Raw genomic sequence first — 24,068 nt, forward strand, 5'->3', positions numbered from 1 at the left:
TTTACTAAAAAAGCGATATTGCTCTTTAATGCCGTCCAAGTTTCGCGATCATCCACGCGCAGATCAGAAACAATAACGCCGCGCGGCTGCAGTCACAGCGGCGCGGCGGCTTACGGCCGGTGATGCAGCACTACCGGCGTGGATCAGTGGAGGGGTGAGCTAACTCGGTGCTCAGATCCCCCCCATGCACAAATACTTCACGACCAGATAATCATCGATCCCGAAGTGCGACCCTTCGCGCCCCAGTCCCGACTGCTTCACGCCGCCAAACGGCGCAACCTCATTGGAGATGAGCCCGGTGTTGATGCCCACCATGCCCGACTCCAGTCCTTCGGCCACGCGCCAGATGCGGCCGATGTCGCGTGAATAGAAATAGCTGGCCAGGCCGAATTCGGTATCGTTGGCCAGGGCCAGGGCTTCTTCATCGGTCTTGAAGCGGAACAGCGGCGCCATCGGGCCAAAGGTTTCTTCGCGCGCCACCTGCATGGCCGGGGTCACGTCCGCCAGCACGGTGGGTTCGAAGAAGCTGTGGCCCAGCGCGTGACGCTTGCCACCCAGCAGCACGCGCGCACCCTTGCCCACGGCATCGGCGATGTGCTGCTCGACTTTCTTGACGGCCTGCTCGTTGATCAGCGGACCTTGGGTCACGCCGCTTTCCATGCCGTCGCCAACCTTCAGTTTCTTGACCGCTTCCACCAGCTTGGCCGCGAAGGCCTCATACACGCCATCCTGCACGTAGATGCGGTTGGCACACACGCAGGTCTGGCCGGCGTTGCGGTACTTGGAGGCGATGGCACCTTCGACGGCGGCATCCAGATCGGCATCGTCGAACACGATGAAGGGCGCGTTGCCGCCCAGTTCCAGCGAGAGTTTCTTGATGCTCGATGCACTCTGCTGCATCAGCAGCTTGCCCACGCCGGTGGAACCGGTGAAGCTGATCTTGCGCACGATGGGGTTGGAAGTCATCTCGCCGCCGATGTCCTTGGCGCTGCCGGTGACCACACTGAAGATGCCTGCAGGCACGCCCGCGCGCTCGGCCAGCACGGCCAGGGCCAGGGCCGAGAAGGGCGTGGCTTCGGCCGGCTTCAAGACCATCGGGCAGCCAGCGGCCAGGGCCGGACCGGCCTTGCGGGTAATCATCGCTGCCGGGAAATTCCACGGCGTGATGGCGGCACACACACCGATGGCTTCCTTGATGACCACGATGCGGTTGGACGGCGAAGGCGAGGGAATGGTATCGCCATAGGTGCGCTTGCCTTCTTCGGCAAACCATTCGATGAAGGAGGCGGCATAGCCGATCTCGCCACGGGCTTCCGCCAGCGGCTTGCCCTGCTCGGCGGTCATGATCAGGGCCAGGTCGTCGGCATTGGCCATCATCAGCTCATACCAGCGGCGCAGGATGGCGCTGCGTTCCTTGGCGGTCTTTTTTTTCCAGGCCGGCCAGGCGGCGTTGGCGGCATCGATGGCGCGGCGCGTCTCGGCTGCGCCCATCATGGGCACGCTGCCCAGCAGGGTGCCATTGGCGGGGTTGTGTACTTCAAGCTTGCCGCCCTGGTCGGCATCGCACCACTGGCCGTCGAGATAAGCCTGCTGGCGCAGCAGGGAAGGATCTTTGAGTTGTTGCAGCATGTCGGTCTCCGTGAAAGAGGACGCAGGGCTTAAAAGCGCGCTGCGGCTTTGTTGCGCCCGCGCAGCCATTCCAGGGCCAGCAGCAGGCAGGTCGAAAACAGAATCAGGATCGTCGCCAGGGCGGCGATGGTCGGGCTGATGTTGTCCTTGATGCCGGCAAACATCTGACGCGGCAAGGTGGCTTGCTCTGGTCCGGCCACGAACAAGGTCAGAACCACTTCATCGAAAGAAGTTGCAAACGCGAACAGCGCACCCGAGATCAGGCCGGGCGCAATGACCGGCAAGGTGATGCGGAAGAAGGTGCGCAAGGGGCTCGCTCCCAGGCTCAGGCTGGCGCGCACCAGGTTGTGGTTGAAGCCCTGCAGCGTGGCCAGCACGGTGGTGACGACGAAGGGCGCACCCAGCGCGGCGTGTGCCAGGATCAGGCCGAGATAGCTGTCGGACAGCCCGATGCGCGCAAAGAACAGATACACGCCCACGCCCACCACCACCACCGGCACGATCATGGGCGAGATCAGGATCGCCATCAGGATGCCCTTGCCACGGAAATCGGCCTTGTTCAGTCCGACCGCAGCCAGTGTACCCAATACGGTAGCAATGACGGTCGCGGCCGGGGCCACGATGAAGCTGTTCTGTGCGGCGCGGATCCAGTCATCCGAGCTGAACAGGTTCTCGTACCAACGCAGCGAGAAGCCCTTGATGGGATACATGAGGAAACTGCTGTCAGAGAACGACAGCGGGATCATCACCAGGATCGGCGAGACCAGAAACAGCAGCACCAGCAGATTGAAGCCGCGCGAAGCAAAGAACCAGGCGCGTTCGATCAGCGAGGTGTAGGGCGGAAAGAGAGGCGGTTTGTTCATGGCGTATTCCTTGGATTCTTCAATGGCATCAGCTGATGCCCACATCGACCTTGGCGAAGCGGCGATAGACGCCGTACAGCACCAGGGTCGCCGCCAGCAGCAGGGCACCCAGCGCGCAGGCCATGCCCCAGTTGATGGTGGTGTTGATGAAGTAGGCGATGAAGTAGCTCACCATCTGTTCGTTCGGACCACCCAGCAGCGCCGGGGTGATGTAGTAGCCGCCGGCCATGATGAAGACCAGCAGCACGCCCGCACCCACACCCGGATAGGTCTGCGGCACGTACACGCGCCAGAAGGCGGCGAAGGGATGGCTGCCCAGCGACACGGCTGCTTTCAGGTAAGTGGGGGGCACCGATTTCATGACGCTGTAGAGCGGCAGGATCATGAAGGGCAGCAGGATGTGGGTCATCGATATATACACGCCGACGCGGTTGAAGACCAGCTCCAGGGGCGATTGCGTGAGACCTGCCAGCATCAGCGCCTTGTTGACCAGGCCTTCGGACTGCAGCAGCACGATCCAGGCCGCCACGCGCACCAGGATGGAGGTCCAGAAGGGAATCAGCACCAGGATCATCAACAGGTTGGCGCGGCGCTCCGGCATGGTGGAGAGCCAGTAGGCCAGCGGATAGGCCAGGAGCAGGGTGAAGAAGGTGACCACCGCACTCATCCACAGCGTGCGGCCGAAGATGGTGCGGTAGATCGAGGATTCGGGCGGTGCGGCTTCGATGTCGCCGAAGACGTTCTGGCGCAGGTCCAGCGAAGCCAGCAGGTAATAGGGGGAGTAGACCGAGCCGTTCTGGGCGATCACGCGCCACACGTCAGGCTGGCCCCACTGCGCATTGAGGGCGATGATGGCCTCGCGCGCGGCAGCCGGGCTCAAGGGTTTGCCCTCGGCATCGCGCAGCGGCATGGCGCGTGCGGTGCCCATCACCAGCGAGCGCGAGCCGGCCATCTCGATATTCAGACGCCGTGCCAGGTTGCCGGCGGTGGTGTCTTCCTTGGCACGGGCCAGGTCTTCTGCCAGCGCCGCATAAGCCTGGTCGGGCAGGGCCGACTTGCGATCCCATCTGGCCAGCACGGCCACGGTCTGCGGCAGGGTGGTGGCGACTTCGGGGTTTTCGATGGCGCGTTGCAGGAGGGCCACGATGGGCGCCACGAAGGTCAGCAGCAGAAAGATCGCCAGCGGCGCGATCAAGGCCAGCGCCCCCAGGCGCTTGCGGGTCTGGGCGGCGCGCAGGTCGCGCTTGAGTTGCTGCGGATCAGGTTCGGCCAGGGGCATGGCGGCGGCGGAGCGGGTGGCGATGGTGGTCATGTCTCGGGTATCCGGTAGCAGCGGTGTTCAGTGCATCGGCGCTGGAAAAATCTTGCGCGCCGATGCGGGGCAAATGCAAAGCCGCTGCGCTCCCCCTACCGTTCGGACTGAGTAGGCCCTGCAAGGGCCGTATCGAAGGCGCTATGACGATGCGCCCCTTCGACAGGCTCAGCACAGGCTTCGATACGCGGCTGCGCCGCTACTCAGGACGAACGGGAGCCAGGGTGCGCAGCGGTTGCATCAGACCTGTTACTTCGCGATCCAGGCCGCGAAGCGTTGTTCCAGCTCTTCGCCGTGGTCGGTCCAGAACTGCAGGCTCAGCTGCACCGCATCCTTGGCATTGGCCGGGGAGGTCGGCAGGTCGGCCAGGGTCTTGGCATCCAGCAGCTTCAACGCGCCCTTGTTGACGGGGCCGTAGGCGATGTTGTTGGCATAGACCTTCTGGTTTTCCGGCTGGCTGGCAAAGCTGATGAACTTCTCGGCCAGGGCCTTGTTCGGCGAACCCTTCGGGATCACCCAGTAATCCAGGGTGTAGACGCTGCCGGCCCACACCACCTTGAGGTTCTTGCCTTCGCGCTGGGCGGCATCGATGCGGCCGTTGTAGGCGTTGGCCATCACCACGTCACCCGAGGCGAGGAACTGCGCCGGCAGGGCGCCTGCATCCCACCACTGGATGTTGGGCTTCAACTGGTCCAGCTTCTTGAAGGCGCGATCCACGCCTTCCTTGGTGGCCAGCACCTTGTAGACGTCCTTGGTGGGCACGCCGTCGGCCATCAGGGCGAACTCCAGGTTGTACTGGGCGCTCTTCTTCATGCCGCGCTTGCCGGGGAATTTCTTGGTATCCCAGAAATCGGCCCAGCCCTTCGGTGCGGTCTTGAGCTTGTCGGCGTTGTAGGCCAGCACGGTGGACCAGACGAAGGCGCCCATGCCGCATTCGCTGACGGTGGCTTCGGGGATGTAGTCATCCTTCTTGATGGTCTTGGCCAGATCCAGTTTTTCGATCAGGCCATCATCACAGGCGCGGTTCAGGTCGCCGCCATCGATTTCCACCACGTCCCAGCTGACCTTCTTGGCCTCGACCATGGCCTTGACCTTGGCCAGTTCGCCGTTGAACTCGGCAGTCACAACCTTGGTGCCGGTGCTCTTCTGGAAGGGCTCCACGTAAGCGACCTTCTGGGCGTTGCCATTGGCACCGCCGAAGTTGACCAGGGTCAGTTCCGCGGCAGAAGCCGCGCCGGAAAAGAGCAGGCCCAGAGCGAGCGGGGACAGCAGAGCGGGTGACAGGCGTTTCATTGTTGTTCCTCGTTGGTTATCGTGCGTGTTGACTGTGTTGAACTAAGGTAGAGCCGAGCGGCAATCTAAGTTGCCTCACTCATCGAGCGGTACTGCAGACCATCAGGTGCGACAAAAGAACAAAAACGGAATAACTCAAAAACTAAGTAAACGGGAGGTTCAGGAATTCAGAGGAAGCAGCGCAGGCGATCCTGCGCCACGTGCAGCACCACGCTGCTGCCTTCGCTCAAGCCGGCCAGTGCCGGGTCGGCCAGCGAGAGTTTGACGAAGCAGTCTTCCTGCCCCGTCACTGTGCAGCGCACGCGCACGTGGTCCCCAAAATAGATCAGACCGGCGATGGTGGCGCGAATGCTGTTGGGTTCGGCGCTACCACCGGCAGCCAGGCGGATGCGTTCCGGACGCACGCAGGCGGTGATGGTCTGGCCGGCATGGGCGCGATGCACGTTCAGTCCGGTGACCACCGTGCCATCGGCCAGGCGCACCGTACAGTGTTCGCCCTGCACCGATTCCACATTGCCCTTGAAGCGGTTGTTGTCGCCGATGAAGTTGGCGACGAATTGATTGTCGGGATATTCGTACAGCTCGGTCACCGGTGCCAGTTGCTGGATCACGCCCTGGTCGAACACGGCCACGCGGTCCGACATGGTGAGTGCTTCGCTCTGGTCGTGGGTGACGTAGACGAAGGTCACGCCCAGACGCTTGTGCAGCGCCTTCAGTTCGAGCTGCATGTGTTCGCGCAGTTGCTTGTCCAGCGCGCCCAACGGTTCATCCATCAGCACCAGCTGCGGATCGAACACCAGCGTGCGTGCCAGCGCCACGCGCTGCTGCTGTCCACCGGAGAGCTGGGTCGGATAGCGGTCGCCGAATTTGCCCATCTGCACCATGTCCAGCGCCTGCTTGACCTTGGCTTCGCGGGTGGCGCGATCCATCTTGCGCACCGACAGCGGATAGGCCACGTTCTGCGCGATGGTCATGTGCGGGAACAGCGCATAGTTCTGGAACACCATGCCGATGTTGCGCTTGTGCGGCGGTACGCGGTTGAGCAACTGGCCATCGAGGCGGATCTCGCCGCCGGTCGGGAATTCGAAACCGGCCAGCATCATCAGGCAGGTGGTCTTGCCGGAGCCGGACGGACCCAGCAGGGTCAGAAATTCACCGCGACGGATATCGAGATCCAGATTTTTGACGATCAGGTTTTCGCCGTCGTAGGTTTTCTTCACGCCGCAGAACTGCACCAGCACGTCGTTGCTGCTGCCGGCGGCCGGTGCCTGTGCGGGTGCCGCTTGCTTCATTGCATAAGCTGCCATCATCGATCCTCTCTTATACGCAGGCCGGAGTCTTGGTCCGGCCCGTCTACCCTATTCTGAAAGCTGCTTAGGGCCTGTTCACACTTAATCTGCGAGATGCGTTGCCCCCAGAAGGCGTGTTGGCAAGGCGCGCGTCAGGGCTGGTGGTGGTGCCACCAGCCCTGACGTGCAACGCAGCCAGCGCGCCTTCTGGGGGCAACCCTCCGGGAGAGGCCGCCAAGCGTCGCCTGCCGTTGTTGCAGCTCCTTGCCGTGGCACCACCACGGCGCGTCGCTGCGCCTAGGCAGTCAACGCTTGGCGACCTCTCGCACTCGCAGATTAAGTGTGAACAGGCCCTCACAATGCAAGACTCAGGCCAGCTTGATCGCCTTGGCCAGAATGCCCAGCGCCTCATCCATGACGGTATCGGGAATCGTCAGCGGGAACAAGAAGCGGATCACGTTGCCGTAGCTGCCGCAGGTCAGCAGCAGCAAGCCGTTGTTCAGTGCATGCTGCTGGACCTTCCTGGTGTAGTCCGCATCCGGCTTGCCGGTGGCGGGATCGGCAAACTCCACTGCCACCATCGCGCCCACGCCGCGCACTTCGGCGATCTGCGGCACGGCCGAACGCCATTCGTTCAGATGTTCCTGCAGCTTGTCACCCAGGCGCTGACCACGAGCGGCCAGCTTTTCTTCTTCCATCACGTCCAGCACGGCCAGCGCGGAGGCGATGGCCAGCGGGTTGCCGGCATAGGTGCCACCCAGGCCACCGGGGGCGGGCGCATCCATGATCTCGGCGCGGCCGTTGACGGCCGACAGCGGCATGCCGCCTGCCAGACTCTTTGCCATGGTAATCAGGTCGGGCAGGACATCGTAATGTTCCATCGCAAACAATTTGCCGGTACGTCCAAAACCGGACTGCACTTCGTCGGCGATCAGGAGGATGCCGTGCTCGTCACAGATGGCGCGCAGGCCGCGCATGAAGTCGGCCGGGGCGGCATAGAAACCGCCTTCGCCCTGCACCGGTTCCAGGATGATGGCGGCCACGCGCCTGGCTTCGATGTCGTTCTTGAAGAGAGCCTTCACCGCATCCAGCGCGTGCTCGGTGCTGATGCCGTGCAAGGCGCTGGGGTAGGGGGCATGGAACACTTCACCGGGGAAGGGACCGAAGCCCAGCTTGTAGGGCGCGACCTTGCCGGTCAGCGCCATGCCCATCATGGTCCGGCCATGGAAGGCACCGCCGAAGGCGATCACGCCCGGACGGCCGGTATGGGCACGGGCGATCTTGATGGCGTTTTCCACGGCTTCGGCGCCGGTGGAGAAGAAGGCGGTCTTCTTGGGATAGTTGCCCGGCGTCACCGCGTTGATGCGTTCGGCCAGTTCCACGTAGCCGGCGTAGGGCACGATCTGGTAGGCGGTGTGGGTGAACTTGTCCAGCTGTGCGCGCATGGCGTCGATCAGCTTGGGATGGCGGTGGCCGGTGTTGAGGACCGCAATGCCGGCGGCGAAGTCGATGAAGCGGCGGCCTTCCACATCCCACAGCTCGGAATTGGACGCCCGTTCGGCGTAGAAGTCGCACATCACGCCCACGCCGCGCGGGGTGGCGGCGTTCTTGCGTTGTTGCAGCTCTTGATTGGTGGCCTTGCTGGTCATGGCTTGCTCCGTTCTTGCTTCGTTAAGTAGCGCCCAGGGTGCGGAAATGGGCAGGAAATTGCTGAGTCGGGAAACAATATAAAACCGCAGTGGCACTGTAATATAGAGCCAATTTCAAATATTTGATGGTGCCACTTGAAACTCGCCTCCTTGTCCGACTATCTGCTGCTGCGCATCAATCGCACCCCCGTCAAGGCCGCGTCCGGCAAGGGCAAGGCTGCCAGCGGCCGCGAAAGCAGCGCAGCGAAGACCACCAAAAATGTAAAGTCCGGCAGCGAACGCATGCCCGTGAACCGGCAGATTTACCAGTTGATCCGCGAAGCCATCCTGGCCCACACGCTGCCGGCCGGCATGCAGTTGCCCTCCTCGCGCGACCTGGCGCTGGAGCTGGGCACCTCGCGCAATACGGTGACCTATGCCTATGAACAGTTGCTGGCCGAAGGCTATCTGGAGAGTCGCACCGGGTCCGGCACCTTCGTGGCCGATACCGCGCCCGACCAGATCCCTGAAGCGGTGCAACGCAAGGAGCCACTGACCGATCCTTCCGGCAAATCCGAACTTTCGGCGCGCGGCGCCTTGCTCACACGCCAGGCCGGCGTGGGTGAGCGGCAATGGGGAGCCTTCATGCCGGGCGTGCCCGACGTGACCTGCGTACCGCACAAGATCTGGGGACGCCTGCAGAACAAGCACTGGCGCCGTTCCAATTCGGATCTGCTGACCTATGGTCCCGGTGCCGGCTATGCCGGCCTGCGCGAGCAGATCGCGGAATATCTGCGCGTGGCGCGCTCGGTCAATTGCACGCCCTCGCAGGTACTCATCACCACCGGCATCCACCAGTCCATCGACATCGTGGTCAAGCTGCTGGGCGAACATGGGGACACGGCCTGGGTGGAAGACCCGTGCTACTGGGGGACGCGCAGCGTGCTCAATTCACTGGGCATCCAGTCGGTACCCATTGCGGTGGATCAGGAAGGCATGCGCATGCGCCTGGCCAACCTGCGCCGGCCACCGCGCTTCATCTGCACCACGCCATCGCATCAGTATCCGCTGGGCATGGTGATGAGCCTGTCGCGGCGGCGCATGCTGCTGGAGTATGCAGCTACCCACAAGGTGTGGATCATCGAGGATGACTACGACAGCGAGTTCCGTTACGGCGGCCGTCCGCTGGCCTCGCTGCAGGGCATGGATACGCAGGACCGGGTGCTGTACATGGGCACCTTCAGCAAGATCATGTTTCCGGGATTGCGCATCGGTTTTCTGGTGGTGCCGGAGTCATTGGCCCAGGCTTTTTCCACCGGTATTGCCGAGCTGTATCGCAATGGTCAGGTGTTCCTGCAGGCTACGCTGGCCGACTTCATGGCCGAGGGCCACTTCGCCTCGCACATCCGCAAGATGCGCGTGCTCTATGCCGAACGGCTGCAGTTGCTGCAGCGGGCCATCAACCGCCACTTCGGCGAGAAGATGACCATCACCGGCGGCGAGGCCGGATTGCATCTGGTGCTGGGCCTGCCGCAGGAATGCGATGACGTGCTCATCTGCGAACAGGCGCTGGCGGCAGGCATCGTGGTGCGCCCGCTGTCGCGTTACTACATGCATGCGCGCGGCGCACGGCGCGGCCTGCTGCTGGGCTATGCGAGCGTACCCAATGACGAGATCGCACGCGCCTTCGACAAGCTGGCGGCGGTGATCAAGCCCCATCTGGCGGGCGCTGCCTGAACGCGGCAGAGGCTATCGCCCGCTGGGCAGGTCCAGGTCGTCAACGGGAAAGTCGTTCGGCCCGAGCGTGGCGGGGACCGCCCATAAGGCATCGCGCAGCGAGCGCTGTATCAGTCCCTCGACCCCGAGCAGGGTCGCAAAGATGGCCATGCGCACCGGCACGCCATTATCGGTTTGCCGGAAGATCGCCAGGCGCGCATCGCCATCCAGATCGGTATGCAGATCGTGAGCACCGGGCCGGCTGTCGCGCGGCAGGGGATGCATCACGATGACATCGGGCCGGCAATGCTGGTCGATGGCTTTTTTGTTGATCTCGAAGGCCGCCAGGAAATCATCGATCTTCTCTCCGGTGAGGCGTTCGCGCTGGATGCGCGTGGTGTAGATGACGTCGGCGTCGGGCAGCGCATGGGCCAGCGAGTCGGTGGGCGTGACGATGTGGCCGCGTGCGGCGATGAGTTCGACGATCTCGGATGGCATCTCCAGCGAGGGCGGCGAGACCAGCGTGAAACGCATGTGCCGGTACAGCGACAGCAGCTTGATCAGCGAGTGCGCAGTCCGCCCGTATTTCAGGTCGCCGGTGATGACGATGTGAGCGCCATCGACCAGCTTGCCCAGCCGCGAAAATTCGCGCTGCACGGTGTAGAGATCAATCAATGCCTGGGTGGGATGCTCGCCCGCGCCGTCGCCGCCATTGATCAGCGGCACATGGGTGGCCGCAGCGAATTGCGCCACCGATCCCTGTTCGGGGTGACGCACCACGATCACATCGGCATAGCCGCTCACGGTGCGGCTGGTATCGGCGATGGATTCCCCCTTGGCCATGGACGAATAGGTGAACCCGGTGGTATCGCTCACCGAGCCACCCAGGCGCATGAAGGCCGAGGCAAAGCTCAAACGGGTGCGGGTACTGGCCTCGAAGAACAGGTTGGCCAGCACCGCGCCTTCGAGAACGCGCGACACCTTGCGGCGACGGGCGATGGGTTGCATGACATCGGCCAGCATGAAGAGCCGTTCGGCCGTGTCGCGGCTGAACTGGTCCACCGAGAGCAGGTGGCTGAGACGGCCGAAGGCGGTGGGAATGCTTGTGGTCGTCGTGGCCGCCGGGGTGGCCTGGGCGCTGGCAGGCCCGCCGGAGGCGCTTGCCGCCAGGATTTCGGAGATGAAGCGCCGGGCCATTTCGGGCATGGCGCGGAATTCTCCTGATTCATCCGGCAGCAGCCAGGTATCCAGCGCGCGCTTGGTGCAGCCGATGCGCTGGGACAGGCTTTCCCGGGTCAGGTTGAGCGTGCGCATTGCGTCGCGCAGGAAGACTTGTTGGGGGAGGTTCATGCGCAGATGGTATACGCAAAGCGATTTTTATTCAATATGAATTGCGCAATGCGTATATTTCTCGCCGCTCGCAGCTGCATTTTCGCCTCCACGATGAAACTCTTTCTGCCGACCAGGGCTGGTTGGCGGGCATCCTCGTCCCTAATATCGGTGAAACGGCTTTTTGCTTCATATCGCCCTGTCATGGCAAGGGCTGAAAGCAGCGTACGCAGCCAGTGCCCATTTTTTAGGTTCATCTAAGAGGATTTTCCATGCAAGCCATCATCACCAACCCGCGGTCCCAGGCCATCAACGATCCTGCTTCCCTCTCCGAGGCCACCCTGCCTGATCCCGTCCCGGGCGAGCGCGATCTGCTGGTCGAAGTGAAGGCCATCTCCGTCAATCCGGTCGATACCAAGATCCGCGCCAGTGCCAGCCAGTCCCGCGTGCTGGGCTGGGACGTCAGCGGCGTGGTGCGCGCAGTCGGTGCGCAGGTCAGGCTTTTTGCGCCGGGCGATGAGGTCTTCTATGCCGGCGACATCACCCGTCCCGGCGCCAACAGCGAATTGCATGTGGTCGATGAACGCATCGTCGGCCGCAAGCCGGCCAGCCTCGGTCATGCTGACGCCGCAGCGATCCCGCTGACCGCCATTACCGCGTGGGAACTGTTGTTCGACCGCGTGGGCGTGGCCGAAGGCGCGGGGCAGGGACGTCGCCTGCTCATCATCGGGGCTGCCGGTGGCGTGGGGTCGATCCTGACCCAGCTGGCGCGCAAGCTCACGCAACTGACCGTGATCGGCACCGCTTCGCGCAAGGACACCGCGCAATGGGTGAGCGAGCGGGGCGCGCACCACGTGATCGACCACAGCCAGCCTTTCAGGCCGCAGCTGGAGCAGCTGGGCATCCCCGCAGTCGATATCGTCATCAGCCTGACCCACACCGACCAGCACTATGCGCAGATCATCGACGTGCTCGCGCCGCAAGGTCAGTTCGCGCTGATCGATGATCCGGCTACGCTGGATGCGGTGCCGCTCAAGCGCAAGAGCATTTCATTGCATTGGGAGCTGATGTTTACGCGCTCGATGTTCCAGACCGCCGACATGATCCGTCAACATGAGCTGCTGCAACGGGTGTCGCAACTGCTGGATGAGGGCGTGTTGCGTAGCACGACCGGCGAGCATTACGGACGCATCAGCGCGGAGAATCTGCGGCGCGCGCATGCCTTGCTGGAGTCGGGCAAGGCGAAGGGGAAGATTGTCCTTGAGGGGTTTTAATTGCGCCGGTGGTGTGAGCACTTCCGATCATCTCAGTAGCTTACTTTTCGACCTATCCGTGGTGCGAGGAAAGAAATTGGTCAATTGCTTGTCGAAGCGAGGAAATTGCGTCTGGATTTTTCTCGATGAGAAACTCAAAGATTTGCTGCTGAGTGTATTCATGCCGGGTCAAATGAGCGAACAGCTTTTTTCCAGCATTTGAAAAATCTCGCTCCTTGATCGGCTCTCCTTTTGCTGCGTCAAGTTTTCGGCGCAGCTCAGTATTCTTTCTGAAACGTAAAAGGAGCGAGTAATAGGTCCTCTTGAGTCGTCCTTCTTTTTCGTAGTCATCTCCGCGCATGAACGCAGACAGCCTTTTGTGGTCTGGAATCAGCGCCTGGAGTTTTTTTGTGTCCCAAAATTCTCCTTTGAGACATCTTGTTAGCAGCTCTTTTTCGACGCTCTCCATGGGGATGAAAAAGACGTTTTCCTTCTTGGAAAAGGCTTTCTTTTTCTGATCTCCATCCAATACAACGATGACGTTTTTATATTCATCCGTTAAGAATTTGTCTGTCTTGTTACGTTGCATCAGGTCAGTCGTATTCTGGCTCCCACCGACGTAAATAATTTTGAACTGGTAGAACGGCCGAACGCAGTGCTGGCTAATCAGATATTCAAGAAAAGCTTTAAGCATCTCATCCTCGGTCAGGATGTATTTCTCCCAACCGTTGAAGCCGAACAAGGTGCTCTTCACAAATCCATAGGATCGTCTTTCAATGGTAGTAGTCCCGTCTGGCTGTTCTTCCATATAAAAAAGTTCGTCAGAAACGGTTCGCATCATCGCGAGTGAATGGGTTGTGAAGATGAATTTGGTCTGGTACCTTTCTTTGAATTTTCTCAGCCATTCGACCAGACGAACTTGCGCGGCAGCATCCAAAGAAATGTCGATTTCGTCGATAAAGATGGCCATATATCGCGATCTGATTCGGCGATATAGACTGATCAAGAAATATTCGCCTGAGCTGAAATAGTCCTCCCTTAAGTAGTAGTCCCCATCGTGGGGGATGACGTAATAGGGAACGTCCTTCACGCTGATCTCCACCAGATGGTCAAATTTTCCAGTGTTGTAGATGGCTTTCAGGAAGCTGATCAATTCCTTCGGACGCGTGTATCCGTATAGTCGGGGTCGATCGAGTCCACATAATTGATGTTCCCACTCAGGTATGCAACGTAATCGTCATCGCTCAATTCTTTACCAAATTCAGTCCGCCTCTTCGCCTGTTCCACTATCTTCTTGAATCGCTCTCTGTCATTCAGGTAGAAGAAAAGCAGTACCTCAAGGTCTTTCTTCTTCTTCGAGTCGATGCTGATTTTTCCATTGGGAAGGATCATCATGCCAAGGATTTTGATCTTCCCTCCGACTTGGAAATAGCGAGTCTTTCCTTCGTGAATCGAGAAATTCTTCGACACGAATTGATGCAATTTTTCTTGTACTGAATGCCCTATCTCTTGAACGTCAGTATGCCGTTGTCCAGAAATGATAATGTCGTCAGCGTACCTCGAATAGTGAAGTTCCCTTTCGAGGCAGGCACGTTCCAGTTCATTGTCGAAATCCAGGAGGACGGCATTGCTGAGCGGAGCTGATGCTGGTAGACCGACGGGCAGAGAACCGTCAATGCAAACCAGGTCCACAATTCGGTCAATGTGAATATCCAGATCTGAGATAGGGCAGTTAGCCTCCCCGGACAGAATGGTTTTCTTTGTCAGGGCGCGATCAATGGAGTCAAAGAATGACTGGATGTCTGTTTGGAAGAAGTACTTGCTTTGAGTATGCGATTGCACAGCATTTAACGCGCTAAAGCCCTTACGATAGGAGAAAACGACCCTCTCGTTGACGGGCAAGAACTCAAACAAGAACAAATTCAAAAACCGATGATAGATCTTGAGATTTTCTTTGGGTTTGAATAATTTTCGTCCCCCTGATTCTCTGGGAGGCAAGATTTCGTAATTCTTTTCGACCGGGCTTTGCAAAAAGTCATCGAAGCTATATTTGCCGTGATACATCGCGTCAAAGAGCTTCTGCAAAGGTTGTTTAGTCATGGTCATTCTGTGTTGATGTTCATAAAGAACGGCGCAATCTTGCATTGTTTTTCTGTGCCGGGATATAATCCCCGCATGTCAGTGACTAGGAGTAGCTCCAGTCATTCTGCTGACCTCTAGGCCGTCTGATTCTACCAATTTGGTTGCGGGGCTTGAATCGATTTCAAGCCCCGCAATAGTAGACCGCCGACTCACCCTCATTTAAAGCTTTCCCATTGCTGTCTCTTGCAGTCAGTGTGTGGTTGCAATGCTTTCTCACATCGGTTTCTTCCTTCGGGATAAATTCAATTCCAATTGACTCGTGTTGGGGTTGCCTTATTGTAATTAGTCCGGTAAAAGCCCCCACCCGTGTTAAATTACGCAGTCCGGACCCGCCCGCGGCGTCCGGGCCCATTGACAACCCCGATAGGAACCCTCGTTGGAAAACATATTACTGATCGTCGCAGCCGTCTTCCTGGTTGCGTTGAACGGTTTTTTCGTTGCAGCAGAATTCAGTCTGGTCAAGTTGCGTCAAACGCGCATCCGGGCCATCGCAAAAACACAAGGCATGCGCGGCCGTATCCTGGCCGTGGTCCACAATCAGCTGGATGCCTATCTCTCCGCCTGCCAGCTGGGTATCACCCTGGCCTCTCTGGGTCTGGGCTGGATCGGTGAACCCGCCTTCGCGCGCCTGCTGGAGCCGCTCTTCTCGCTGGCCGGCGTGACCAATCAGGAGCTGATCCATGGCGTCTCCTTCGTGTTCGCCTTCTTCGTCATCTCCTTCCTGCACATCGTGGCCGGTGAACTGGCGCCCAAGTCGCTGGCCATCCGCAGCCCCGAGAAGCTGGGCCTGTGGTGCGCCGTGCCGCTGTATGGTTTCTACTGGGGCATGTATCCGCTGATCTGGGTGCTCAATGCCAGCTCCAACTGGCTGCTGCGCGTGGCCGGGCTGGCGGCTCATCATGGTCACGATGCGCATTATTCCTCGGATGAACTCAAGCTCATCCTGCGCGCCGGCAGCAAGAGCGGCAAGAGCGGCAAGTTCACCCGCGACGAATGGAACGTGCTGGCGCAAAGCCTGAACTTCGCCGAACTGGACGTGGCCGACATCATGCGCCCGGCCAGCGAGATCGTGGCCCTGGGCGATGACAAGAGCCTGGAAGAAAACCTCGACATCATTTACCGCAACCGCTATTCGCGCTATCCCTACTTCGACGCCGAGCGCCAGCAGGTGCTGGGCCTGGTGCATTTGAAGGATGTGTTCCTGGCGCAGCAGGATGGCCACGCCATCAGCAACCTCAAGGATTACCTGCGTCCGGTGCAGTTCATTTCTCCGGCCTTGCCGGCGCTGGACCTGCTGAGGCGCTTTCGCACCGGCATGCCGCACTTCGCCATCATCGGCAAGAAGGGCCAGATGCCGCTGGGTTTCATCACGCTGGACAACATGCTGAGTTTTCTGGTGGGCGAGATCCGCGACGAATTCCGCCACAACACCGGCGAATGGAGCCGCCAGGATGACGGCACCCTGCTGGGCAAGGGCAGCCTGCCCATCGTCACGCTGGAACACATGCTGGGCATCGACATCGAGTATGACGACAGCATCGATTCCGTCGGCGGCCTGGTCATGGAAAAACTCGGCGACCTGCCCAAGGAAGGCCAGAAGATCGAGTTCGCCGCCTTTGATGTGGTCATCAAACGCATGTCGGGGCCGAAGATCGTGCTGGTGAAGGTCTATCCGAAGAGCGGGGAAGTGCGCGAGTAAGCGTTACAGCCGCCCTCTCCCTAAGTGCTGGTGGCAGCGGATGAGGCGATACAAGCCGCCTTCATCCGGCCCCTTGAAATCCAGGTGAAGCAATGCAGGCAGGCGCTGGCGCAAGCTCATCGCCTGCCTGTCTTATCTGGAAAGACGGGCGCCTGTTCTTCCTTGGGCATCTCCTCCACCAGAAAGCTCGCCGTATAACTCAGCAAGGCCTTGCCACTGGCATTGGCGCGCCGGTAGTCGGCCACCAGTGTGGCGACCTCTTTCCTGAAATGGCTGGTCGTGGTCGATGTGCTCTGGCCGCTGAGCAACCAGGTGATATCGATGCCGAACTGCTCGCGCATGCCGCGCAGCAGTTTGCTACCGGGCACGCAGCGCCCGTGCTCGATCTGGCAGATGTGATTGGGCGCGGTTTCCAGTGCACGGGCGAAGAGATTCTGGCTGATGCCCATTTTCAGGCGAATCATGCGCAGGCGTTGGCCGATGGCGATTTTGTTGGTATCCATGAGGGGGCGGTGGGTTGATGGTCATGTGGCGCAAAGCAATCGGGGCAGCGAAGTCATCGATGCCGTAACGATGTCGCGGCGGTATAAGCGTTGAACCAGTCGGGCGGCAGTAGCAAGGCGCTGTTCCAGTAATCGGCGTCGGTCAGCTGGGGCAGGGCGATGCCGTTCTCGTCGCAGTCGGGCAGTGCCTCGTCGGCGCCTGCATCAGGATGCTCCGGGTCGCTCAGCCAGGCCCGGTCTTCCTGTTGGGCATAGAGACGTTCGGCCAGCATGGGCAGATCCTCGTTACCAGGCCGCCAGAAGTCGCGGCCATCGCCTATTTTTCGGGACATATACCGGCTCTCCTTCCTTTCTGAATTTCGATGAATGGGCCGGCCGCTCGGGCCGGCCCGTGAGGGACTACGGCACCTGTTGATCAGATGCCGAAGATGGTGGCCGTATTGGCCGGGTTGTAGAACAGGTTTTGCAGCGTCAACGTATAGATGTTTTCATTTGCACCAGCCCCGTCCAGATCCACGCGCAAGGTAGTGCCGCCCCCATCGGAGCTGGCGGCGGCGCTCTTGACGAAGCTGTCCAGGTTGGCCGCCGTGAGGGTCTGCCCGGCCACCTGCACCTTGTCCAGACCCAGCTGGAAGTCCGTCACCGTGGCGTTGAAGTTGAGCCAGGCCACTACGGGCTTGGTAGACGTCTTCGCGCCGGCCTTTTGGAAAGCCCCCAAGATCAGCGTGTCGGCACCGGCACCCGTGGTCACCGTGGGTATCGTGGCCGACGGGCCGGTTGGCGTCGGGCTCAGGATGATGCCGTCGTTGCCATTGCCACCGCGGATGTCGCCCATCGATTGCGCAGCCCAGTACCAGCCCAGCGTCGCATCCTTGATGACCGAGGTCTGGCCGTTGTGGATACTGCCCTCGGTCACGTTGGTGACCGTGACTGTGAGGTCGCGATACAGGCCCGGTGCGAGCAGGTTGGGCGCAGTCTGCAAGGTGAAACTGCTGGCGCTTGCGTCACCCGTGCTGTCGAGTTCGAAGACGTCGAAGCCCAAGGTCTTGCCGCCCAGACTGATGGACACCAGATACTTCTGCTTGCCGGCAAGCTCAGGCGTGTTGATGCGGCCGGTGAAGATCAGGCCCTTGTCATAGACCCCTGATGTCGGACCCAGACCGGGATCGGTAATGGAGGCGTAGTTGTCCGCCCCCAGCAGAACGGCCTTGGCATTGGCGTCCGCATCATAGGAGGCCTTGACCTTGAGGTCGGTCAGGAGCGGTGCTTTCATCTCTGCGCCGACGTTGACCTTCACCGCTGCGGACTCTGACGTGGCACCCGTGGTCGAGATGTACTTGCTCACGATCACATGGTCCCCCTTGGACAGGCTGGTGTTGACCTTGAGGTTCAGCGTAGCGTTACCGCTTGTGCCTGCACCCGCACGTCGTTGCCGCCACTGCTCCACAGGGCGTGGTTGGTGCGGCTGTTGCTGCCATCGGTGACGGTCACCCGGGCGCTCACGGAGCGGCTGCTGTCGAGGGTAAGCGTCGGCGTCGGACAGCTTCAGGACGGTGATGGTCATGGTAGTACTCCCTTGAAAGTGACAGGTCGGAATCGGGTCACGCACGGTCTCGTCGGATAACGCAGGCCTCTGGCAGGACGCGGAGGTGCCAGCCATCAGGACGCCAGGTCGGCGCTGCGTGCAATCGAAACGGGATGAGGATCGTGCTCAGTGACAAATGTCTGCCATAGTGATGGCGTGGATTTGTCCTGATAAGAGGATCAAAGGAATAAAGCAGAAAAACAAAAATTTAACGAAAAGTGTCTCTACGGATTTCGACTTTTTTCTCGAAAATTTTCTTTTTTGCTTTTGAATTTGTTCAAAAAACGGCGAAGAAAGACCCGGTGTGGTCCGAAAAACCGCACCGGGAGCGGATTTCATCGTGGTGTGGCGATCAGGAGAAATGAAACAGGAACGCAGCAGCGAAAATTCACCGGATTTCGAAGAAATTTATTGTGGCGGAATGAAAATAAGTTTTTATAGGCGAATTCCGAATTCAGATAGCCGATTCCGCAGATGAATTTTTATTGGCAGGCGCAAGCCCTGCGGGAAGAAAGAGAGACGGCCTCCTGATAAAAAAATGGCTCCCGGCCAGTCAGCCGGGAGCCATCCTTGAGTGCCCGTCATTCAGGGCGACGGTTCAGTCCATCAGAAGCCGAGGGTGCGGCCATCCGGATTGCGCGGGTCCGAGAAGCCATCGAAACCATCCTGCCTGATCTGGATGGTCTGGGTGCGGCCCATGGAGGGCTGCACGCTGATCTTCTGGCCCTTGTCCTGCAGGATTTTGAGGGTGTCGGCCGACAGGCCCTTTTCCACGCGCAGCTGGTCCGGTGCCCACTGGTGGTGGATACGCGGCGTGATGGTGGCTTCGGCCACGTTCATGTCGTGGTCGATCACGTTGAGGATGGTCTGCAGCGTGGTGGTGATGATGCGGCTGCCGCCGGGGCTGCCGGTGACCAGGAAGGGCTTGCCATCCTTGAGCACGAAGGTGGGCGACATCGACGACAGCGGACGCTTGTAAGGACCGACCGCATTGGCATCCCCACCGATGAGGCCGAACGCATTGGGCACGCCCGGCTTGGCGGCGAAGTCATCCATCTCGTTGTTCAAGGTGATGCCGGTACCGGTGGCGACGATACCGCTGCCGAAGTTCAGGTTCAGCGTGTAGGTCGTGGCGACCAGATTGCCGTCCTTGTCGGCCACCGAGAAGTGGGTGGTCTGGTCGCTTTCATAGGGCTGCGGCTGGCCCGGCTTGATGTCGGTGGAGGGCGTGGCGCGGTCCGGGTTGATCTTCCTGGCCAGTTCATCGGCATAGGCGCGCGAGGTCAGGCCCTTGACCGGCACCTTGGTAAAGTCCGGGTCGCCCAGGTATTCGGAGCGGTCGGCATAGGCCAGCTTCATGGCTTCGGCCATCAGGTGGATGGTCTGGGCGCTGTCGGCTCCGTACTGCTTCAGGGGATAGCGTTCGAGGATGTTCATCATCTGGATGATGTGCACCCCGCCCGAGCTTGGCGGCGGCATCGACATGACCTGGTAGCCGCGATAGTTGCCCGACACCGGCTCGCGCTCGACCACCTTGTAGTTCTTCAGGTCGTCGGCGGTGATGAGGCCGCCGTGCTTGTCCATCTCGGCCACGATCTTCTTGGCGATGGCACCGTCATAGAAAGCCTTCGGCCCTTCCTTGGCGATCAGTCGCAGCGACTTGGCCAGGTCTTTCTGGACCAGCAGTTCGCCTTCCTTGAGCGGGCGGCCTTCCTTGAAGAAGATCGCCTTGGAAGAATCCCACTGGCCCAGGTGTTCGCGCTCGGCCGAGAGGATCAGCGCCAGGCTGCGGCTGACCGGATAACCCTTTTCGGCCAGTTCGATGGCCGGCTGGATCACCTGCGAGAGCTTCATCGTGCCGTACTTGGAGAGCGCATGCGACAGCCCCGCCACCGTGCCCGGCACGCCCACGGCCAGGTGGGTGTAGAGCGAGCGGCCCGGCACCACGTTGCCCTTGTCGTCCAGATACATGTTGCGGGTGGCGCGCTGCGGGGCCATCTCGCGGAAGTCCAGGGCGACGTTCTTGCCGGTTTTGGCATCGTGAATCATCATGAAACCGCCACCGCCGATGTTGCCCGCATTGGGCAGCACCACGGCCAGCGCGAAGCCCACGGCCACGCCGGCGTCCACCGCGTTGCCGCCTTTCTTGAGGATGTCCACGCCGACCTTGGTCGCGAGTTCCTGTTCGGTGGCCACCATGCCGTGCTGGCTGTGGACCGGGCTGATGATGTCATAGGTCAGGTCGTACTTGACCACGGGGGCCGAGGGCGGCGCGGTCTGCGCCGAGGCCGGCAGGAAGGCCAGCGCGCCGCACAGCGGCAGCAGCGCCAGTGCGGCGGGTTTGCAAAGACCGGTAAATGTCTGCATGAGAGATGCTCCTGATGATCGGGACTTGGGAATCTGCATATTATTTATAAGAATGCCGCCCGCCGCTGCATCTTTGCATCACCGTACTGCTGTGGTGCTGCATTCCTGCAGGGAAGAACGACACGGGGAGATTGTAGAGAATGGCCGTTTCCTGTCCAGAGCCGCGAGACGGCGATGGGTGGATTATTGGCGCGGATTCGTCCACGGATGTGGGGGATGCCCTGGGGCGGGAACCGCCGTGCTTCAGGTACTCTCGCGCACCGCCAGCTCAAAGCCGAGGTCCAGCCGGCCCTTGGGAATGTCTTCGCCCTTCAGCTGGCGCACCAGCATCTCGGCCGACTTGTAGCCGATGTCGTAGCGCGGCGTGACCACGGTGGTGATGGAGGGCGTGGCGCAGGCTGCCCAGGAGAGATCGTTGAAGCCGGCAATGGCCATCTCGCGCGGCACGCAGATGCCCTGGCGCTGGCATTCGAAGAGCGCGCCCAGGGCCAGGTCATCATTGCAGCAGAACACCGAATCGCAGTCCGGATGTTCTTGCAGCACCCGGCGCAGCAGTTGCGCGCCCATGTCCACGGTGGTGGGTTCGGGCAGCAGCACTTCGATGTCGGGTGCGATACCGGCTTCCAGCAAGCCTTTGCGGAAGCCCTCGCGGCGCTTCATCATGCGCGGATCGAGCTGGGCCGCCAGGAAGGCCGGGCGCCGGTAGCCGCGTGCGACCAAATGTTGCGCCACTGCATGCCCGGCGCGGCTCTGCGAGAAACCGACCGAATAGTCATGGTGGCTGCGGCCCAGATCGAACATGCGCACCGCAGCAATGTCGCGACTGCCGGGACGGGCCTGCAGGATGTCGTGCTGCTCGCTGCTGGAGAGCAGGAATCCCGCCGGCGCGTGGGCCAGGTAGGTGGCGATGAGCTGTTCTTCCTTGGCCCGGTCGTAGCCGGTCTCACCGATCAGGAACTGATAGCCGGCAATGGCCAGGTAATCGCGGATGCCCGAGAGCGTTTCGATGAAGACCGCATTGGTCAGCGAAGGCACCAGCACCGCAATCACCTGCGAGCGCGCCGAGGCCAGCGTGGAGGCGGCCTGGTTGGGCACGTAGCCCAGCCGGTCGATGGCTTCCAGGATGCGCTGGCGCGATTGTTCCTGCACCAGACCGGGGTTTTTCAGGGCGCGCGATACCGTCATCGGGCTGACCCCGGCTTCGGCCGCCACATCGATGATGGTGACGCGCCCGGTGGCGCGGCTGCCACGCACGGCAGAAGGAGACTTGGGCTTGGACTTGGGTGCTGCGCGCTGGGTCATGGATGCAGGCAAGGGCGGTCGTTCGGAGTGGCGACATGATACCTGCTTGCGGGGGCGGAGCGGGGGGAATGGGCGGGGGGATCAAAATTTGCCGTCCGGACTGATTAGCGTGGCTGGCTGCGCTCAAAGTAACAGTAACCGTTCGGACTGAGTAGCGGCTTTGCCGCGTATCGAAGGCGCACAGGAGGGAGCGCCTTCGATACGCCGCTACGCGGCTACTCAGTCCGAACGGGGGGGAAGTGGAAGAACGCATAGAACGAGAAAGCCACGCAATCGCCATCCCAAGGAAACCCCGGCCACAGCATACTTCCCCGCATTTCTACTGCGCCGCAGCACAACAAGTGTTTGACCGTCTCAAAATGTTAGCGTTATCATCGCGCCGCATGTTAACGCTAACATCGAAATCTCCGGGAACACGGCGGCGGGGCTGGCAAGACCTGGACGGTGATGGAAACGCTGATCCCGGTTGTTGCTATCATCTTCATCATGTTCCTCAACCTGGTCGTTTAAGACCGCCTGCAACGCCCGGCAGGTTCGGGCGTCCTGCTTTGTCCCGTAAGGAAAATTCGTATGGCCTCTTCCGCACCCTACATGCTCGGCGTCGACATCGGCACCACCAGCACCAAGTCCGTCGTCTTCACGCTCGATGGCAAGGTGGTGGCCCAGCATGCAGAGGAATATCCGGTCCTCTGTACCGAACCGGGCATGGCGGAACAGGACCCGGACCAGATCGTGGCCGCTGCGCTGGCCTCCATCGCCGGCGCCGTCAAGGCCGCCGGGGCCGCACCGCAGGAGATCGCACTGCTGTCCTTCAGCGCGGCCATGCACAGCGTCATTGCGGTCGATGCCGAGAATCGCCTGCTTTCCAACAGCATCACCTGGGGCGACATCCGCGCCTCGGTCTGGGCCGAACGCATCAAGCACGAGCACGATGGCAATGCCATCTATCGCCGCACCGGCACGCCGATCCACCCGATGTCGCCGCTGTGCAAGCTGATGTGGCTGCGCCATGAGAAGCCGGAGATTTTCGCGCAGGCGGCGCGCTTCGTCGGCATCAAGGAATATCTGCTGTACCAACTCTTCGGCCAGTGGGTGGTGGACCATTCCATCGCCTCGGCCACCGGCATGTTCAATCTGCGCGAACTGGCCTGGGACAAGGGCGCGCTGGAACTGCTGGGTGTCCGTCCCGAACAATTGCCCACGCCGGTGCCGACCACGCACCGCCTGCCGGCGCTCTCGCCCGGGATGGCGCAGCGCCTGGGTCTGTCGGTGGAGACGCCCTTCATCATCGGCGCCAATGACGGCGTGCTCTCCAACCTGGGCGTGAACGCCATCGAGATCGGTCACGTGGCCGTGACCATCGGCACTTCCGGCGCCATGCGCACCGTGATCGATGAACCGCTCACCGATCCGCATGGCCGCCTGTTCTGCTATGCACTGACCGAAAAACACTGGGTCGTCGGTGGCCCCGTCAACAACGGCGGCAACATCTTCCGCTGGGTGCGCGATGAACTGGCTACTGCAGAAGCGGCTGCGGCGCGTGAAGAAGGTGTCGATCCCTATGAGGCACTGACCCGCATCGCCGAGCAGGTGCGTCCCGGTGCCGAAGGGCTGCTGTTCCATCCCTTCATGGCCGGCGAGCGCGCGCCGCTGTGGAATGCCGACCTGCGCGGTTCCTTCTTCGGCCTGGCGCTGCATCACGGCAAGCACCACATGATCCGTGCGGCGCTGGAAGGAGTGATCTTCAATCTCTACAGCATCCTGCCGGCGCTGGAAGAACTGGTCGGGCCGACCAGACGCATGATGGCCACCGGCGGCTTCGCCCGCTCGGCGCTGTGGCGCCAGATGATGGCCGACATCTTCAACCGCGAAGTGGTGGTGCCGGAGAGCGTCGAATCATCCTGCCTCGGCGCCGCCGTGCTGGGCGCGTGGGCGCTGGGGCTGGTGCCGTCGCTGTCGGTCATCTCGGGCATGGTCGGTTCGACCAATCATCACGCTCCGCAGGCTGAAGCGGTGGCCGTCTACGGCCGCCTGCAACCGATCTTTGCCGCCATTCCGGCCAGGCTGGAGGCGGAGTATCACGCCATTGCCGCCTTCCAGCGCGAGACCGGAAAAGCGCACTGAGACCTGTTTTGCGCCATATCGGCCAAAGCAGATA

The 24,068-nt window shown here is 60.9% G+C and carries 19 protein-coding genes; 4 read left to right on the forward strand and 15 right to left on the reverse strand.

Annotated elements, in window-relative coordinates:
* Window positions 1–171: 171 nt before the first annotated feature.
* The 6 genes from gabD to AACH55_RS04495 form a co-directional block, all read right to left on the reverse strand.
* Window positions 172–1,629 (reverse strand): NADP-dependent succinate-semialdehyde dehydrogenase, encoded by a 1,458-nt coding sequence (gabD, locus tag AACH55_RS04470; protein WP_338718227.1) that lies wholly within the window; start codon window positions 1,627–1,629, stop codon window positions 172–174.
* Window positions 1,630–1,658: 29 nt separating this feature from the next.
* On the reverse strand, window positions 1,659–2,492 hold the full coding sequence (locus AACH55_RS04475; RefSeq protein ID WP_338718228.1) for an ABC transporter permease: 834 nt from the start codon (window positions 2,490–2,492) through the stop codon (window positions 1,659–1,661).
* Window positions 2,493–2,520: 28 nt separating this feature from the next.
* A complete protein-coding gene (locus AACH55_RS04480) occupies window positions 2,521–3,804 on the reverse strand; it encodes an ABC transporter permease (protein ID WP_338718229.1) in 1,284 nt (427 codons plus the stop codon).
* A 249-nt stretch (window positions 3,805–4,053) separates the two neighbouring features.
* Window positions 4,054–5,097, reverse strand: coding sequence for an extracellular solute-binding protein (locus AACH55_RS04485; RefSeq protein ID WP_338718230.1), 1,044 nt, complete (start codon window positions 5,095–5,097; stop codon window positions 4,054–4,056).
* Between the two features lie 167 nt (window positions 5,098–5,264).
* Window positions 5,265–6,407, reverse strand: a complete 1,143-nt coding sequence (locus AACH55_RS04490; protein WP_338718231.1) for an ABC transporter ATP-binding protein — start codon at window positions 6,405–6,407, stop codon at window positions 5,265–5,267.
* 347 nt (window positions 6,408–6,754) lie between these two features.
* A complete protein-coding gene (locus AACH55_RS04495) occupies window positions 6,755–8,035 on the reverse strand; it encodes a 4-aminobutyrate--2-oxoglutarate transaminase (RefSeq protein WP_338718232.1) in 1,281 nt (426 codons plus the stop codon).
* Window positions 8,036–8,170: 135 nt separating this feature from the next.
* Here AACH55_RS04495 and AACH55_RS04500 point away from each other — a divergent pair, with 135 nt between their 5' ends.
* Entirely contained in the window at window positions 8,171–9,751 is a 1,581-nt protein-coding gene (locus tag AACH55_RS04500; RefSeq protein WP_338718233.1) for a PLP-dependent aminotransferase family protein, read from the forward strand.
* Between the two features lie 12 nt (window positions 9,752–9,763).
* On the opposite strand, the gene AACH55_RS04505 is transcribed toward AACH55_RS04500, so the two are convergent.
* Window positions 9,764–11,080: an aspartate carbamoyltransferase gene (locus AACH55_RS04505; RefSeq protein WP_338718234.1), complete on the reverse strand. Its 1,317-nt coding sequence runs from the start codon at window positions 11,078–11,080 to the stop codon at window positions 9,764–9,766.
* The gene (locus AACH55_RS04510; RefSeq protein WP_338718235.1) at window positions 11,077–11,316 is read right to left on the reverse strand and encodes a hypothetical protein; all 240 of its coding nucleotides are present in this window, start codon (window positions 11,314–11,316) and stop codon (window positions 11,077–11,079) included. The genes AACH55_RS04505 and AACH55_RS04510 overlap by 4 nt, the downstream gene beginning before the upstream one ends.
* Before the next feature lie 15 nt (window positions 11,317–11,331).
* On the opposite strand from AACH55_RS04510, the gene AACH55_RS04515 reads away from it, so the two are divergent.
* A complete protein-coding gene (locus tag AACH55_RS04515) occupies window positions 11,332–12,333 on the forward strand; it encodes a zinc-binding alcohol dehydrogenase family protein (protein WP_338718236.1) in 1,002 nt (333 codons plus the stop codon).
* A gap of 52 nt (window positions 12,334–12,385) precedes the next feature.
* On the opposite strand, the gene AACH55_RS04520 is transcribed toward AACH55_RS04515, so the two are convergent.
* Together AACH55_RS04520 and AACH55_RS04525 are read right to left on the reverse strand one after the other, a co-directional pair.
* The gene (locus AACH55_RS04520) at window positions 12,386–13,465 is read right to left on the reverse strand and encodes an AAA family ATPase (RefSeq protein WP_338718237.1); all 1,080 of its coding nucleotides are present in this window, start codon (window positions 13,463–13,465) and stop codon (window positions 12,386–12,388) included.
* Complete coding sequence (locus AACH55_RS04525; protein ID WP_338718238.1) at window positions 13,462–14,412, reverse strand: reverse transcriptase family protein; 951 nt, start codon at window positions 14,410–14,412, stop codon at window positions 13,462–13,464. Before AACH55_RS04525 ends, AACH55_RS04520 begins: the two co-directional genes overlap by 4 nt.
* A gap of 418 nt (window positions 14,413–14,830) precedes the next feature.
* On the opposite strand from AACH55_RS04525, the gene AACH55_RS04530 reads away from it, so the two are divergent.
* A complete protein-coding gene (locus tag AACH55_RS04530; RefSeq protein WP_338718239.1) occupies window positions 14,831–16,153 on the forward strand; it encodes a hemolysin family protein in 1,323 nt (440 codons plus the stop codon).
* A 116-nt stretch (window positions 16,154–16,269) separates the two neighbouring features.
* Here AACH55_RS04530 and AACH55_RS04535 read toward each other — a convergent pair whose 3' ends face one another.
* From AACH55_RS04535 to AACH55_RS04555, 5 genes are all read right to left on the reverse strand, one after another.
* Window positions 16,270–16,656 carry a helix-turn-helix transcriptional regulator gene (locus tag AACH55_RS04535; protein WP_338718240.1) on the reverse strand — a complete coding sequence of 129 codons (387 nt, stop codon included), beginning with the start codon at window positions 16,654–16,656 and terminating at the stop codon, window positions 16,270–16,272.
* Window positions 16,657–16,709: 53 nt separating this feature from the next.
* Complete coding sequence (locus AACH55_RS04540; protein ID WP_338718241.1) at window positions 16,710–16,988, reverse strand: hypothetical protein; 279 nt, start codon at window positions 16,986–16,988, stop codon at window positions 16,710–16,712.
* A gap of 83 nt (window positions 16,989–17,071) precedes the next feature.
* The gene (locus AACH55_RS04545) at window positions 17,072–18,220 is read right to left on the reverse strand and encodes a hypothetical protein (RefSeq protein ID WP_338718242.1); all 1,149 of its coding nucleotides are present in this window, start codon (window positions 18,218–18,220) and stop codon (window positions 17,072–17,074) included.
* A 627-nt stretch (window positions 18,221–18,847) separates the two neighbouring features.
* Window positions 18,848–20,608, reverse strand: coding sequence for a gamma-glutamyltransferase (ggt, locus tag AACH55_RS04550; protein WP_338718243.1), 1,761 nt, complete (start codon window positions 20,606–20,608; stop codon window positions 18,848–18,850).
* A gap of 243 nt (window positions 20,609–20,851) precedes the next feature.
* Window positions 20,852–21,910, reverse strand: coding sequence for a LacI family DNA-binding transcriptional regulator (locus tag AACH55_RS04555; protein ID WP_338718244.1), 1,059 nt, complete (start codon window positions 21,908–21,910; stop codon window positions 20,852–20,854).
* A 570-nt stretch (window positions 21,911–22,480) separates the two neighbouring features.
* Here AACH55_RS04555 and gntK point away from each other — a divergent pair.
* Complete coding sequence (gene gntK, locus AACH55_RS04560) at window positions 22,481–24,034, forward strand: gluconokinase (protein WP_338718245.1); 1,554 nt, start codon at window positions 22,481–22,483, stop codon at window positions 24,032–24,034.
* Window positions 24,035–24,068: the final 34 nt, after the last annotated feature.

Origin of the sequence: Herbaspirillum sp. DW155 (assembly GCF_037076565.1) — a bacterium.
In the GTDB taxonomy this organism is placed as follows: Bacteria; Pseudomonadota; Gammaproteobacteria; order Burkholderiales; family Burkholderiaceae_D; genus Herbaspirillum.